The organism is Marinobacter zhanjiangensis (assembly GCF_014651935.1).
In the GTDB taxonomy this organism is placed as follows: domain Bacteria; phylum Pseudomonadota; class Gammaproteobacteria; order Pseudomonadales; family Oleiphilaceae; genus Marinobacter; species Marinobacter zhanjiangensis.
Genome location: NZ_BMXV01000007.1, coordinates 61724 through 77534 on the forward strand (window position 1 = coordinate 61724; position 15811 = coordinate 77534).

A 15811-nucleotide genomic window follows, 5' to 3' on the forward strand; every position below is an offset into this window, starting at 1 on the left:
TACCTGACTCTTCCGACTGTGCCCTATCGAAGGATTTGAGGATGAAAATTTTTCAGTTCGCTTGGACTAGCGCCATATTATTTCTCGTATTTTACCCGATCGCTCAGGCTGGACCAATCGGTCACACACTTCTTGCAGAAAACGAATTTTCTGGGCGAGTGTCGCAGGTCATAATCGAAGATTGGGCTAAAGATTGGGTTAAAAATGGTGATGTTGTGGCCGGCACACGATTCCATGGTGATTTTGCGTTATACGACACTGGCGAAGAGTCCGGGTACGGAGAGATGTTTCTTCAGTCAAACTATACTTTTTTCGGAATTGAAGATACCTATGTATTTTCAATTGAGGCTGGCCTGTCCAATGTTTGGGGATTTTTGGAGGTAGACTCAGATCGAAGCTTGGCGGTGAGTTGGAAGAATAATTTTATCAGTGACGGCTTGGAGCAGACATTTCATGATGATGGACATGATACTGGTTATTTTGACATAGTCTTCGAAAATCATATGACTCCTGCGGTGAGAGGCTCTGGGAGTTTTGGTTGGGAAGGAATAACGGTCGAGTTCGGTTTCGGTCGAGCCACAGTTGTAGCCGAACCCTCGTCGCTACTCCTACTGATAGGGGGACTCTTTACACTCGTGGCAGCCAGAAGGCGGAGGTAAGCTAACGGGAGTAAAGCTCAAATAAGCGTCTGCGCATGTTGGAGAAACTTAACCTTTGGCTCTAGACGCTTTTTCCAAAGCCTTCTTCTTATACGCCAGGATCAAAGCGGTAGAGCGCAAAGTGAAGTGCTTTCAATCAAAAGTCAATGCTGCACCCACTCGAGACAACGATCTGAACAACTACTCAATAATGCCCGAAGACTAAGTGCGGTCGCCGTCTTTGCGATTATAGGGGTGTTGACCGAGTGCTCGAGTCATTGATCTGAGTTGTCCCCACTCTTCACTGCGCCCCAGCATTAGGGCCGCCAGAATCACAATCAGTATTGCCGCAATCATCACGAACAGAAAGCCCCGTAGCAGAAATTCAGGCAGTATAGCCAATTCCCCGAACAGGGGGGCGGATACAACCCATGCTGCGGCTAGGCTTGCTATCAGTGCAGGCGTGCACAGCCAGCATAGGCGAAGCAAGTTAAAGGGCGCCCAGCGGTTGAGTATTAGCAGTAGAGTCATCGTGGTCAGTACCGCCAGCCAGCCTCTGGCCCAGGCCAGGGTGTCCAGGCCCGTCGTAGTGAACGGCAGGAGGACGCTGATGATGATGAGGGTCGTCACCATATCAAACGTAAACAGCGCCTTTACTTTACCCAGTGCGATAACAGCGTTGCTGATCAGCTCGAAGAGGCAAAAAGTAAAGAAATACAGGCCGAAGGGCTGCAGAAGTGGGGCGTAGGTTTGCCAGCGGTCCCCCAGAAGCACGGTGATTATCAGTTCTGGATAGAGCATTATAAAGGTGGTAATGGGTATTAAAACGGTGATCATCAAGGCCAGACTGAGGCGCACCCTGTAAGCCAGGATGTTTGCATCCTGTTTGCCCTGGGCGATGGCCGCCAGCAATGGCTCGCTCATCGGCACGATGGCCGAAAGGGCCGGAAGAAGAGCGACTTCACGAACGAGGTTGTAACCACCGAGCTGGGTGGTGCCGAAGACTTTGGATACAAGGAGGTTGTCAATCTGTGCCCGCGTAAAGCCCACTACCCCGCGCATCAGAAGCCACTGAGAGAACCGCCATTGCGTGCGAACGTGCAAAAGTGACCAGGAGGGGCGATAGCTGTGTACCTGATACGAGCCTACGGCAAGGATAACGGCGGAAACCAGATTGCCTATAATGATGGCCCAGTGGCTGGGCTGGACAAAGGCAATAGTTATAATCGTGACAAAGGACAGACCTTTTTGCCAAAGTGTCAGTTTGAACATCGGCCGATAGCTTATGTTACGGGCCAATAGCATCATGCCGGGAGTTTTAAGAGCCCGTATCGGCAGGGCGAGGGCGCCAATACTGAGGGCTGCCGTTAGTTCCGGCGTTTCGAAGTAGCCGGCCACAAGTGGCGCGATGGCGATAATCAGTAACGCCATGCCGGTCTTGATCGCCACATCCATGCTCCAGGCGGTATTCAGGTCGGCGTGTTCGATCTGATCTTTCTGGATGATGTATTGCTGGTTGCCGGTTTCCACGAGTACTTCGAAGAACTGCAGGGCAATTGTGACAAGGGCGACTATGCCAAAGTGTTCTGGAGTGAGAAGTCGGGCCAGGATCAGTGTACTGATAATGCCGAGGCCACGTTGAACCAATTGTAGGCTTAGCAGCAGGCCGGCGCTTTTGACGACTTTCAGACTGGCAGACATGTTAGGCTAGCGGTCACGAATTTTTCGATGCATTGTTGCTCGGTTTCAGGTTTGGCCTGCAGGATATTTTCACGCGTTCAGGGCCTGCGGGCAGAACAGATCGCTGTTACCGCCCCTGCTCGATAAGAGTACCAGCACGACGAGTATCACACCACTTGGCCCTGATGGCACTCATGTGCTGGGTGCCATTAAAGATTTTTTTGATTAGAAAATGTGATCCTTTTCAAGGATATCATAGCCCCACTGCGCGGCCGTGCGGGTCCGACTTGGGCGGAGCGATCATTGCTGGTGAAGGGGCCCGTATACTGTTACCCACTGGGAACGTGAAAGCCAGCGTCAAATCATGATGCCTGGCAGCCCTTGCCAGACTGCCATGATCCTCATGGAATCGAGTGCTCAATAGGTGCGGATAATTCGCTCTCAAGCCCGTTGATGTCGATCACTCGAATTGAGAAGTACCAGGTGCCCGATTCCAGGCCGCTGATCTCAGCACTGGTGGCGTCGCCCGCTGCGGTTATGCTCTGTCCGAGATTAGTCTGTTCTTGGCCGTAGACGATTTCGTAATGATCAATCGCACTGAGAGACATGGAGCTACCGTCGGTCCGGGTCAGGGGTGCGGTCCAGGATAGTGTCACTTCACCGGGGGATGTAGTATCTGGAGCTGGTTCAGGCTCTGTGGTGGCTGGAGGTTCACTTTGGCCGGTTGTCGGCTCTAACGTCCACGGATCAAGTGCATCCCGGTAGGCTTCAAGATTCGTTACGCCGCTGTCATTGGATATGTCGCTGGCGTCATTAATCCAGGGGTTAAGGCCGTGGGCCAATTCCCAGGTATCAGGAATACCATCACCATCAGTGTCCTGATTGCTGACAGTCGTGGGATCTGGCGCTGTAACGGTTTCGCTGGTGTTTAATGCTTCGCCGCTGTTGAGGTCGGTAATGGTCAGTCCGGCTTCGGCGCCATAGCCCGCCTGATAGTATTCCATGGTTATCGAGATGGCTTCCTGGGCCTGCAATCCGAGGGTATGGCTATAGGCTGTCGCGGCCTGATTCTTCCATTCATCAATGACCAGATTGCCGTCGAGATGAAGCCTCACACCGTCATCGGTCAGTGTCGTAAACTCATACTGCTGAACTCCGCTAGAGTGGGGCGGAGTGAACACCCCGCTCCAGCGAACGCTGAAGTTGTCTTGCCCCAATTCAGCTATTGGCCCATCGCTGCTCCAGTTAAAGTCGATCGCCTGATCCTGACGAATCCGTTCAAAACGATCGAAATTTCTGCCGGTAAAATATTGACCGAGAAAGCCGGACACCTGGGGCGCACTTGTAACGGGGACACTACTGGCGTCAGCCAGGTCGGTGCCTGCACGATGCTCCTCCAGGTTGGTAGCTCCGTCGCCATCCAGATCTTCATTAGCATCTTCAGGGTTGAGCGGGTTGAGCTCATTGGCAAACTCGACCCCATCCGGAATGCCGTCTCCATCAGTGTCCGGATTGTTTGGGTCGGTTCCGAGCCAGAATTCATCAAGGGCGTTCAGGATGTCACCGTCAGCGTCGGACGTGGCATCTGTAGGATCGTTGGGATCCAGGCCATGGAAGGTCTCCCAGTTATCGTAGAGGCCGTCCCGGTCTTGATCGAGAGGCGGATAACTGGAGTCGAAAGCGAGAGCCTGCGTGCCATCAAAGAAACCGATCCTGTAGCCTCTGGAGTATGCTGTCTCTGCCTCCTCCTGGTCATAGGGAGATTGGCCCAGGGACGCGATCGAGTCTGCGCCGATCAGCTGTCGGGAAAAGCCGGGGCCTTCCCAGGCAACGCTGAAATGATCACCTCCATCAAGTTCCTTGTGCCGAATCTCAAAGTAGTACCGGTTTTCTCCCGTCAACTCGATGGTTCCCGATGCCTGTGAACTATACTTGCTGTAATCGTTAGGCGAAGTCCATCCTGGCACGGACCCGATCATTTGGATATTGTCCGGGTTCTCATCTGTACTGAGCCAGAATTGGGCATTGTTGTCTCCGGCAACAAAAAAGCGATAGATACCGTCGCTGGGTGGAATTATGAAGCCCCGGACCAGTGAGCCGTAGTAATCAGCCCGGTTTTGTGGGCTTCTCAGCTCGTTCAGGCTCACCACTTCATCCGGATTGTCGGGGTAGGCATCGAGGCTGGTCACGCTACTGATGCCGCCATCGCCCAGGTTGTCCCAGTATCTGGCTTCGACCACGCCGGTTTCACTGATCTGGGGGAGCGATGCTGTGGGGGGCATTTTATCGGCTTGCCATGTCTGACAGCCGCTAACGACGGTAACAATAGAGACAAGCAACAGAAGGTTTCTGACCGCCATAAATTCACCCGGTAGGTTATTTAATATAAATCTTGTATCAAGTATCGGTTGAGGCTGCCTATTCCGCCAGTTCGCTGTTGTACTGTTTTCGAATGGTATCCAGTTGGTTATTCGATAAAGTGATTCACGATGTGTAGCTTAAATATATGACCGGCAAATTGGATATATATGGCCGCGCCGTTCAAAGTCAATAATCAGATATCATCACTACACAATAATTCAAACAGAACGGGCAAGCTGTTGGACGACTCAGGATACGCCTGTCAGGGAAGAAGCCGAGTCAGTCATCAGAGATACCATCTCTGTGTGCATGTCTGCCATATCGATGCGAAAGACGAGCCAGCAGCAGTCCGGCGCTTTTCAGTACCTTGAGGCTGCCCACATTTCAGTCCGGTGACTCCAGGGTGGTGGTGTTCAGCAGGTTCTGAACCCTCTCCACAGCGCTGTCGCAGTTGCGGGGGCTGCAGGGGCTTTGGGCGGTGACCAGTGCGAAGCGGTTCTCGCCGGCCAGGGTGGCCGGGATCTGGAGCAGCTTGGCCGAGCGATAGCGGTCGGTGACGTAAGTGCCGACATGGTAGCGCTCCCCTACCGCCACCTGTCGTCGACCGAGCAGGTTCTGATAAATGCGGACTCCACTGTCAGCGCGCTGCTCAGTGAGGAACCATTGCCCGCCGTCCACTCTTGGCGGCAGATAGGGGACAAGCTTTTGGTCACGGTCTGTTTTCAGTGCCTGGGCGACCGATACCCAGCCACCCGGCCCGGCACGCCATACCTGATGGTCAAGGGTTTCCGGCAGTGCCAGGGTGACCGGCAGCTGCTCTGCTCGGGCAGGTGACGCCTGGGTTAGTGACACGGACCACAGCCCCGGACTTCCCATACGGGAGTGGGCCAGGGTGATACCCACCGGGCCCAGCAGGAAGGCTGCGATGACAATGGCAAGGCTCCCCTTGCCGGCGAGCCTTGGTGGCTGCCCCTCCAGCGGGCCCTGGCGTCGCCTTACCGGTGCCAGCAGCATCACCGGGATGATGAAGGCAGCGTAGATCAGCCAGCCGAAGGTTTCATGGTTTTCTACCAGGCTGCTTTCCATATTCGACTGGTAGGCAATGACCACCAGGGCGGTGATGCGGACCCAGTTGACCACAAGGGCCACGGCGGCGCCGATTGCAATGGCAGCGACCCAGCCTTTCCAGCGAAAATCGTTGAGGATGGCGGTGAGCATGGCCAGCAGGATGGAGATGGCAAAATAGCGGATGCCCGAACAACCATCGGCAATCACCAGCCGGCCATAGGGCAGTGAAATATAGGCGCCCTCGATCAGGGCGGTAATGCCAAGGGCGGATACGGCCTTGGTAACCACGGTGGTTGCCAGCGCGACCAGTAGCGGGACAATGTCTGACCAGACGGGTAATGAAAGGCTGAAAAGCAGTACATAGGGCAGAAAGCGAAGGGCAGGCCCGAACCCCATCAGGGCCCACGATAGGGTGAGCAGTCCGGCCGGCAGCATAAGATAGGTCAGCGTGTCGATGCGCACCAGTTCCAGCAGTGCCCAGACTGCCACGACGATAAACAGGGCAATAGTACCGACAATCGAGTAACCGGTGGGCGGTCGTGTGGACTGGCGGGGCGGGTGGGCCAGCAGCAAACCGATAAAGATCAGGAAGGTTGGCAGGCCGTGTGCCAGCACCTGTTCCCATTTCAGCCACTCACCAATCAGCCGGATCCAGGTGGGCCAGAACAGCACAAGGCCGATAGCCGTGACGATCAGGTAGGGTATTGAGTGGGGTAACTGATCCAGCGTCTTCCGTAACATGGTTTACTCAACTGCGTTTCGGGATGGTGTTGCTCCAGGCCCTTGCTGCCAGCTCTTCACGCGACAATTCAGGCTACCTTACTGTATCCGAAAAATGACCGCCATGCTGTCGAATTTGTGGTGGTTGGGGGGGCAGTTGTCTGCTCTGACGATGACATTGAATTGTATGCTGTCTATAGACGTCAATAAACCTGACAGTCTGGCAAAAAAGAAAGCCGGGTACTAACCCGGCTTTGCTGCTACACCTGAACCACCGAAATGGTCAGACTAAGGCTTTGTAACGACGGGCTGCGCCGAGGCCGAGGAGGCCAAGGCTCAGCAGGGCCAGGGTGCCGGGCTCTGGGACGACCGAGACGTTGTCCAGAATGATGCCGATATTATCGCCGCCATTATGATTGAAACTGATATAGCTGGTGGTTTCCTCCATCACCGTAAAGCTACGGCTGATGGTTTGCCAGGGGGCGTCTGCTGACAACTCGAATGTTTCAGTCAGGAATCCACCAAGCATCACCTCCATTGAATCATCGGCGCCGCCGCGTTGATTGCCGGCAATATCAAAGAGCAGTCCATAGGTACCCGCTGCCAGCGTGAAAACATCGCTGGTCAGAGTGCCTGCGTTTCCTGTGGAGCCATCCATGTCAACGCATTTCCCCGTGTCACCGGAGCAGCCGATGCCGTAATCATTGTGGTTGATAAGGTCTACAGTGCCGTCGGTAACGTCCCAGTTGGAGAAGCCCGTATAGTTCAGCGTTGACCCACCGGAATCACCTTCGGAGTCAAAATCATCCTGAAAGATGGCGGTTGCTTGAGCACCGGCTGTATACATCAAGCTTAAGATGATGGCTGTGAAAAGTGTCAGTTTCATAGTGTTGTCCCGTCGTGGTTTTGGAATTCGACTTATCCCAAGCAGGAAAAGTGCCAGTACGATAACCTTATGAAATTAAAGTGAAAGTAATGCTGGTCAGGAATTTTATGTAAATTAAGTCGACATGTTTTGGTTGGTCGAATCTTTCTTTACGCCATTCTTCTGAATCGAAAAAGGTGACTGACGCTGAAATACCAAAAGAGGAAGCTTGCCAGGTGATAGTCAGGAACCAGTGTGTCGAGACCGGGTGACCGTGGAGTTTGTTGAGGGTCTGTCGGCGCTCGCAATCCCTGGGTGGCAGGTGGTGGGCTGCTAATAGTCAGACAAAGAAAAGCCGGGCTTCACGCCCGGCTTTTCAATGCCTTATACCAACCCGAATGGGCTGAAATCAGGCAGCGCGACGACGTGCCGCACCAAGGCCAAGGATGCCAAGTCCCAGCAGCGCCAGTGTGCCGGGCTCGGGTACGGGTGAGACTGACTCTACCATGACCACCAGGTCATTAAAGTCCTGATCGGAATCGGCGTAGAGAAGGTCTTCCCAGGCCAGAATGTACTCATTGGCCGTCCATTCACCGCCAGAGAAACCATCAATTGTGACGTCATCACCAGTGCCCTGATAAGCAACCATCTGGTCAGACCCATCAGTATTCAGGCTACTGTCTGAATAGAAGGTCGGACCGTTTGCGGTTCCGAGATAATAGCCGAACTGTTTAGTGTTAAAAGTACCGGTATTGTAGACGCCAGCACCCAAGGCCTGAACGTCGAAGGAACCAGAACCATCGTCCAGCATTGACAAGGTCACTGAGCTTTGGAAACCATTTCCGCTGGAAGCAGGCCCAGAAAACAACTCGAGGTAGTTGTTGGAGTTGGAGCGATCATAAACACCAAAGGTGTTGATGTTCTCGTTGCCAGCTATTTCGATTACAAAGGTGGCGACACTGCCACCACTGGCAGTGATATTCCAGTAGCTGTCCAGGCCGTCACCAAGGTGATCGTTGTAGACATTGACGGAAGAAGATCCGCTGTCGGTAATGCCATCCAGAACAGACTGCAGGTTCACTCCGTCGTCGCTGGTGGAGCTGACCAGTGATGCCTGCGCAGAAAAGGCTGCGACAGACAAGCCAGCCAATAAGGCGAGTGATTTGGTTTTCATGGTAATTCTCCGGTTGTTTTGCTCTAAGTCCATGTAGTGCTCATGCAACCAGGCTGTCTCGGGGAGATCCTTGGCTTTCCGTCCCATTCTCGCGAATGGTTTGGCATTTGACCGGGCGACAATCCCGGGTTGGTTATTAATATGCCATTATCATGCCAGTATATTTAATGCTTTTAAAACAGTAACTTAGGTGTTCGCGCTTTAGGAGGTGTAAATAAATTCGACAGCTCATGAGAGGCCTCATGTTTGGCGGAGGAGGTGGTCGCTATGGGCCTATCGATTGAACTGATGAAGGTGTCGCGGGATGGTGGTGTTGAGAAAGGTATAGCGGGTGTCAAAGATGTCGACACCCGCTTACACCTAGGGAGGCTACTGTCCTTTCGCCTTTTTGATCGTCTCCAGGTGCTGCTGGATTTCGTCGCTTTCCGGGGCCAGCGCCAGTGCCTTTTCGAGAGTCGTCAGGGCTTCCTGGTTGCGGCCGGCCAGATGAAGGATCCAGCCGTAGGTATCCAGAATGGCGGCGTTGTCCGGCGCCAGCTCGCTCGCCCGTGAGGCCAGGGACAGGGCTCGCTCCTGGTCCGTTTCCCGCAGCAGCCATGCCAGGTTGTTCATGGTGATGGGGTTGTCCGGACTCTGTTCCAGGGCGGCTTCGTAGCTGGCAATGGCCGCTGCCTCATTGCCACTGGACATCTGGTATTCGGCCAGGCTCAGTTGCGCCGCGGTACTGGCCGGGGCTGCAGACACCCAGGCCTGAGCAAGCTCTCCGACGCTGTCCGGCGCATACTGTTTGGCCAGGGAGAGCAGGGTGGGCATCAGTTCGGTGTTGCCAGCAGTCTCCCAGCGTTCCAGCAGGTAGTCGAAAGCGGCTTTTTCATCCTCCGACGTCGTGATCAGCCTTGCCCTGGTCAGGTCGATCGGGGTCTGTTCACCGAAGGAGCTTTCCAGTTCGTCGAGGCCGGCCATGGCTTCTTCGTGATTGCCTGCGGCTGCGGCAACACGCACCGGAACCAGGGCAAAAGACAGGTTGTTTGGGCGCAGGGAGGCTGCTTCTGCGGCCTTGGAGCGGGCCGTGGCCCAATCTTCCTGGCTGGCGGCCAGCTCGGCTTCGGCCACCAGCAGCTGGCCCCGCACGATCCGGCCCTGGTCGGTTTGTGCATCCTCAGAAATGCGGTCGAGTATCTGTCGGGCATCCGTCAACTGGCCCTGCTGGACGCGGATCTGGGCGGCGAGGGTGTAGGCGTTGGGGGCCAGTTCGTCATTCTCTGTGGCGATATCATTCAGCCAGGTCACTACCTCGTCGGGGCTCTGGTTCCGGGAGTATAGGCGGCCGGCAGCCTGTAGCAGGCCGATGTTGGCCGGTTGCAGCCGGGCGGCGCGAAGCAGTGTGTCGATTGCCTTGTCGTTCTGGTTCTGTTCCTGGTAAATGGCGCCCAATGCAATCAGGGCCAGCAGGTTGTCCGATGACTCGCTGGTCTGTTGCTCCAGTCGGTTCTGTGCGGATTCGGTGTCGCCCAGGCGGTGCTCGGTCATGGCGGCCAGGGTGACGGCACGAGGGTTATCGGCGAAGCCGTTGATCAGCGATTCGGCCACTTCCCCGGCTTCGGTCTCGCGCTCCGTACTCAGCAGCAATGAAAGGTAGTACTGCGTTACCGACCAGTCGGTGGGGGTTTCGGTAAAGGCCACCCGCATCTGGGCCAGGGCCTGCTCCGTCTGGTCCTGCGTCATGTAATGGCGCGCCAGGGCCAGGCGCAGGCGGGAGCGGGAGCGGTCAAGCTCCAGGGCCTTGCTCAGGCTGGCAACGCCGCTGTCTTTCTCGCCCGGCAGCGAAAGGGCCAGCAGGCCGTGCATGGCCAGCAGGTCGACATCGTTGGGGCGCGCGGTGATGGCCCGGGACAGGGTTTTCAGGGCCTCCTCCCGCTTGCCGGTATCGATCTGCGCAATGGTGGCTGCCCGCAGCAAGGGCGTAGGCGTGGTTTCGGCATCTACTTTGTCCACCAGCAGCGACTGGGCGTCGTCAGAACGACCCTCCTGGAGGCTGAGGGCGCCCAGCATCATCGACACCCGGTCGTTATCGGGGTTCTGCTGCAGCAATTCCTCTAGCGTGGTGCGGGCGGTGTCCAGATCCCCGCGGTTGATGGCCTCAATGGCGGATTCTGCCCGTTCCCGGGTGTCGGAACTGGTGTTTTCGGCCAGAATCTTGTTGTAAACCTGCGCCTCGGTAATGCGTCCCTGCTCCGTCAGGCTGCGGGACAACAGAGTAAGGATCTGCCGCCTGATCGGCAGGAAAATGTCGGACGTGGGCACGCTGCCGGTGGCATCGGTCAGCACCTCGGTCGTTTCGCCTACATTCCCCATGCGGTAATGGGCCAGGCCGGTGAGGTAGAGGATTTCGGGATCGTCGCCGTGCTCTTCCGTCCAGCCGGTCAGTTCATTGACGGCAGCATTGGCTTCGTTCTCGGCGAGCAGGGCCCGTGCGAGAGCGGCCGTGATGTCCGGGTTGGCCGGCGCGGCCTTGCGCAGTTCCCGCAACTCCTGGATGGCTTCCTGGCTATTGCCCGCCAGATGCTTGCTCTGTGCCAGCAGCAGTTGATGTTGCTGTTTCTGGGCATCGGATTCGGGGGTGAAGCCTTCCAGGGTCTCGCGGGCAGACAGGTGTTTTCCCTGCAGGATATAGCCACGGGCAAGGGGGAGGACGACCTGCTGGCGGTGGTCTTCAAGCCAGGGTTCCAGCAGCTCTGTGGTTTGTTCGCCGGCGCCAATGTTGTTGTAAATCCCCGCCAGTGTTACCACGTGCTCCACATTACCGGGGTCTTTCTGCACGGCATTGCGGACTTCCAGCATGGCGGACCGGTACTGGCCCTGATCGGCGTAGGTTTCGGCTCTGTCGATATGGCCCGCCGCCTCGGAGCCGGATTCATCCGAACTGCTGCAACCAGCAGCAAAAACAATCAGGGAAGCGGAAACGGTGGCGGCAAGGAGCCTGAGCGCAGTATTCATGGTTTCGGTCCTTCGAGGAAATCTGTTTGGTTTTTAACCGTATCCTAGTGCCTTCATAATCTTTTGGACAGGCGATTTTTACGTCGCAGGTCAATTTGCAGGCATGCCACCAGGGGCGTCACGTTAAAGTCAGCCCTGGCGCGCCAGGTTACTCAGTTTGGGATTTGGCTGTTTCGCCCGGCGCATGATGATGGCGATCTTGCCAATGGTCTGCACCAGTTCTGCGCCGGACCGGGCACACAGCTCGCTGATGGCCTCACTGCGGGCTTCGCGATCATTGTTGGCAACCTTCACCTTGATCAGCTCGTGATCATCCAGGGCGCGGTCCAGTTCCTGCATCAGTCCTTCAGACAGGCCTTTGTCACCAATGATGATGATAGGCTTGAGGTTATGGGCGATTGCCCGGTATTCGCGGCGCTGGGCGGCGGAAAGGCTCATGGTGATAAAGTCTCTTGATGGGTGCGATTAATAAATGGTGCGGCTTGTACGCCAAAGGTCGGGAGAAATTGTCGCTCCGGGACCGTATAATAGACGAATGATAACAGACAACCTCGCCATTTGGAGAGGCGTCCGCCCGGTGGATGCCCGAGACAGGAGGGAAGTTGGCACGCTCGAAATCCAGTGATCGCTGGCTCAAGGAACATTTTGACGATGTGTGGGTCAAAAAATCGCAACAGGACGGCTACCGGTCCCGCGCCAGCTACAAGCTCGCAGACCTGGACCGGAAAGATCGCCTTTTCCGGCCCGGCCAGACGGTGGTTGACCTGGGGGCTGCGCCCGGGGGCTGGACGCAGGTGGCTGTGGAAAAGGTCGGGGACAAGGGTGTCGTGGTTGCCAGCGACATACTGGCCATGGATCCGGTGGCGGGCGTGGAGTTCGTTCAGGGGGATTTTACCGAGCAATCGGTCTTTGATGAACTGATGTCGGTGCTGGATGGGCGCCCGGTTGATATTGTGATTTCAGATATGGCCCCCAACATGAGTGGTAACCCCGCGACGGATATCCCCCGCGCCATGGCGCTGGTGGAACTGGCGCTGGATATGGCAAAGCAGGTGTTGCGCCCTGGCGGCGTGTTTGTCGCCAAGGTATTCCAGGGGGAAGGTTTTGACGCGTTGCTGGCGGATATGAGGGAATCCTTCTCATCCGTTGTCAGCCGCAAGCCGGACTCATCCCGTGCCCGCTCCCGTGAGATCTACCAGGTGTGCAGGGGGTTTCGCGGGTGACCGGTTTCTGGTGGTAGGGCGTACAAGTAGTGTAAGGTAACCGTTAACAGGCTGCTGAGGATGCGTCCCCGGTTGCCCTGCAATTCACAGGTGATGACCCTTGAACGATATGGCTAAAAATCTGGTTTTGTGGCTGATAATTGCAGCCGTACTGCTGATGGTGTTTCAGAATTTTTCTCCGACCACCACAGAGCAGAAGGTAAACTATACCGAATTCGTCCAGATGGTGGAGCAGGGCCAGGTGCGCCAGGTGACCATGAGTGGACAAAATGTCACCGGGCAGCGCAGTGACGGGTCCCAGTTTACGACGGTACTTCCGCCGATTCGGGATGACCGTCTGATGAGCGATCTGTTCCAGAATGACGTGACCGTCATTGGTGAAGAGCCCGAGCGCCAGAGCCTGTGGACGCAGTTGCTGGTGGCCGCTTTCCCGATCCTGATCATTATCGCCCTGTTCGTGTTCTTCATGCGACAGATGCAGGGCGGTGGTGGCGGCAAAGGCCCCATGTCGTTCGGCAAGTCCAAAGCCCGTCTGATGAGTGAAGACCAGATCAAGACGACCTTTGGTGACGTAGCCGGTTGCGACGAGGCCAAGGAAGACGTCAAGGAACTGGTGGACTTCCTGCGGGATCCCAGCAAGTTCCAGCGGCTGGGCGGACGTATTCCCAAGGGCGTGCTGATGGTGGGCCCTCCGGGCACGGGTAAAACCCTGCTTGCCAAGGCCATTGCCGGCGAGGCCAAGGTGCCGTTCTTTACCATTTCCGGTTCCGACTTCGTGGAAATGTTCGTGGGTGTTGGTGCCTCCCGGGTACGTGACATGTTCGAGCAGGCCAAGAAGCAGAGCCCCTGCATCATCTTCATTGACGAGATCGACGCCGTCGGCCGTCATCGTGGTGCCGGCATGGGTGGTGGTCACGACGAGCGTGAGCAGACCCTGAACGCGCTGCTGGTCGAGATGGACGGTTTTGAAGGCAACGAGGGCGTTATCGTCATCGCCGCCACTAACCGTCCGGATGTGCTCGACCCCGCGCTTCTGCGTCCGGGCCGCTTTGACCGCCAGGTGGTGGTCAGCCTGCCGGATATCATCGGCCGCGAGCAGATCCTCAAGGTACACATGAAGAAGGTGCCTCTGGCAGACGGTATCGAGCCGGGCGTTATTGCCCGCGGTACCCCTGGCTTCTCCGGTGCCGACCTGGCCAACCTGGTGAACGAGGCCGCCCTGTTTGCGGCGCGCCGTAACCAGCGCCTGGTGACCATGGAAGAGCTGGAGCTGGCCAAGGACAAGATCATGATGGGCGCCGAGCGCAAGTCCATGGTCATGAACGAGAAGGAAAAGCTCAACACGGCCTACCACGAATCCGGCCACGCCATCGTGGGTCGGTTGATGCCCGAGCATGATCCGGTCTACAAGGTGAGCATTATTCCCCGTGGCCGGGCGCTGGGTGTGACCATGTTCCTGCCGGAGGAGGACAAGTACAGTCACTCCAAGCGGTTCCTGATCAGCTCCATCTGCAGCCTGTTTGGCGGGCGCATTGCCGAGGAGCTGACCCTGGGCTTCGAGGGCGTGACCACCGGTGCCTCCAATGACATCGAGCGTGCCACACAGCTGGCCCGCAACATGGTCACCAAGTGGGGGCTGTCCGAGAAGCTGGGCCCGTTGCAGTACGATACTGAAAGCGAAGAGCCTTTCCTGGGCCGTAGTGCGGGGCAGAGCCACACCGTTTATTCGCCGGAAACCGCCCAGCGTATCGATGAGGAAGTGCGCAACATCATCGACAGCTGCTACGAGAAGGCGAAGGACATCCTGGTGGAAAACCGGGAGAAGCTGGACCTGATGGCAGATGCGTTGATGAAGTATGAAACCATCGACCGCTTCATGATCGACGACATCATGGAAGGTCGTCCGCCCCGTCCGCCCAAGGGCTGGAATGACGATGGCCGGCCGGGTGGTGGTGTAACTATCGATCAGCCGGAGACAGGAAGCCTGTCCGACGATGATGGCAGGGACAGTGACGGCGCCGGGCACCCGGCCAGCGATCACTGACCCGTATCGCCTGGCATAGACCCAAGTCAAAACGCCGCCCTCAGGGGCGGCGTTTTTGTGTGTGTATAATGCGTGATTTTCCGGGGTATTCCCTTTCTTCAGACACTCTTTTCCAGGCAGGTTGGCAATGCTGATGACATTTGCGGGACGTGAACTCGATATGGCGCGCAGCCATGTTATGGGTATCGTAAACGTGACGCCGGATTCATTCTCCGACGGCGGCCGATACAACACCGTGGATATGGCGGTTCAGCGGGCCCGGCAGATGGTGGCGGATGGCGCCGCCTTTGTGGACGTGGGCGGCGAATCCACCCGCCCCGGGGCAGAGCCGGTGGCGGAGCAGGAAGAGCTGGATCGTGTATGCCCGGTTATCGAGGCCATCGCGAGAAGTGTGGATACGGTGATTTCCGTGGATACCAGTACGCCCTCCGTGATGCGGGAGGCGGCAAACCTGGGTGCCGGGCTGATCAACGATGTGCGGGCGCTGGAGCGCCCGGGTGCCGTCGAGGCCGCAATGGAAACCGGTCTGCCGGTCTGCCTGATGCATATGAAAGGCGCCCCCGGCACCATGCAGGCTGATCCGGAATACCGGCACGTGGTCAGGGATGTGGCTACCTATCTTATGGACCGGGTGCGGCACTGTGAGGCGGCGGGTGTTTCCGCGGACAAGGTGCTGCTCGACCCGGGCTTCGGTTTCGGCAAGGCCCTGGAGCACAACCTGCAACTGCTGGCGGCACTGGAGCAGTTGCAGGTGCTGGGTTACCCTTTACTGGTAGGTATGTCGCGAAAGACCATGCTGGGTCATATAACCGGCCGCGATGTTGGTGAGCGCTTGCCCGCAAGCCTGGCGGCCGCCACAATAGCGGCCCTGAAGGGGGTCTCGGTGATACGGGTGCATGACGTACGGGAAACTGTCGATGCGGTGAAGGTGGTTGAGGCCATGCGGGCGCAGGGCTAATAAATTTTTCGCCACGGAATCCACGGAATCCACGGAAGAACACGGAAAAAAAGATAAAGACAAGGCTATCTGCCACTAAACCC

The 15811-nt window shown here is 56.7% G+C and carries 11 protein-coding genes and 1 riboswitch; of the genes, 4 read left to right on the forward strand and 7 right to left on the reverse strand.

Annotated features, from left to right (window positions below):
* The first annotated feature begins 41 nt into the window (after window positions 1–41).
* Window positions 42–659, forward strand: coding sequence for a PEP-CTERM sorting domain-containing protein (locus IE079_RS14730; RefSeq protein WP_189577552.1), 618 nt, complete (start codon window positions 42–44; stop codon window positions 657–659).
* Window positions 660–860: 201 nt separating this feature from the next.
* Here IE079_RS14730 and IE079_RS14735 read toward each other — a convergent pair whose 3' ends face one another.
* The 7 genes from IE079_RS14735 to yhbY all read right to left on the reverse strand — a co-directional run bounded on the left by IE079_RS14735 (window position 861) and on the right by yhbY (window position 11941).
* Window positions 861–2339, reverse strand: a complete 1479-nt coding sequence (locus IE079_RS14735; protein ID WP_189577553.1) for an oligosaccharide flippase family protein — start codon at window positions 2337–2339, stop codon at window positions 861–863.
* A 380-nt stretch (window positions 2340–2719) separates the two neighbouring features.
* Window positions 2720–4678 (reverse strand): PA14 domain-containing protein, encoded by a 1959-nt coding sequence (locus IE079_RS14740; protein ID WP_189577554.1) that lies wholly within the window; start codon window positions 4676–4678, stop codon window positions 2720–2722.
* Between the two features lie 385 nt (window positions 4679–5063).
* Window positions 5064–6488, reverse strand: coding sequence for an exosortase/archaeosortase family protein (locus IE079_RS14745; protein ID WP_189577555.1), 1425 nt, complete (start codon window positions 6486–6488; stop codon window positions 5064–5066).
* Window positions 6489–6750: 262 nt separating this feature from the next.
* Entirely contained in the window at window positions 6751–7353 is a 603-nt protein-coding gene (locus IE079_RS14750; RefSeq protein ID WP_189577556.1) for a PEP-CTERM sorting domain-containing protein, read from the reverse strand.
* A 388-nt stretch (window positions 7354–7741) separates the two neighbouring features.
* Window positions 7742–8506: a DUF4114 domain-containing protein gene (locus tag IE079_RS14755; RefSeq protein WP_189577557.1), complete on the reverse strand. Its 765-nt coding sequence runs from the start codon at window positions 8504–8506 to the stop codon at window positions 7742–7744.
* Window positions 8507–8546: 40 nt separating this feature from the next.
* A riboswitch (cyclic di-GMP riboswitch) is annotated at window positions 8547–8621 on the reverse strand.
* A gap of 254 nt (window positions 8622–8875) precedes the next feature.
* Window positions 8876–11503, reverse strand: coding sequence for a tetratricopeptide repeat protein (locus tag IE079_RS14760; protein ID WP_189577558.1), 2628 nt, complete (start codon window positions 11501–11503; stop codon window positions 8876–8878).
* 129 nt (window positions 11504–11632) lie between these two features.
* Window positions 11633–11941 carry a ribosome assembly RNA-binding protein YhbY gene (gene yhbY, locus IE079_RS14765; protein ID WP_189577559.1) on the reverse strand — a complete coding sequence of 103 codons (309 nt, stop codon included), beginning with the start codon at window positions 11939–11941 and terminating at the stop codon, window positions 11633–11635.
* A 164-nt stretch (window positions 11942–12105) separates the two neighbouring features.
* Between yhbY and rlmE the strand changes: the two genes are divergently transcribed.
* From rlmE to folP, 3 genes are all read left to right on the forward strand, one after another.
* Window positions 12106–12726, forward strand: a complete 621-nt coding sequence (gene rlmE / locus IE079_RS14770) for a 23S rRNA (uridine(2552)-2'-O)-methyltransferase RlmE (protein ID WP_189577560.1) — start codon at window positions 12106–12108, stop codon at window positions 12724–12726.
* A gap of 100 nt (window positions 12727–12826) precedes the next feature.
* Window positions 12827–14770 (forward strand): ATP-dependent zinc metalloprotease FtsH, encoded by a 1944-nt coding sequence (gene ftsH, locus IE079_RS14775; RefSeq protein ID WP_189577561.1) that lies wholly within the window; start codon window positions 12827–12829, stop codon window positions 14768–14770.
* A 127-nt stretch (window positions 14771–14897) separates the two neighbouring features.
* A complete protein-coding gene (gene folP / locus IE079_RS14780) occupies window positions 14898–15728 on the forward strand; it encodes a dihydropteroate synthase (RefSeq protein WP_189577562.1) in 831 nt (276 codons plus the stop codon).
* Window positions 15729–15811: the final 83 nt, after the last annotated feature.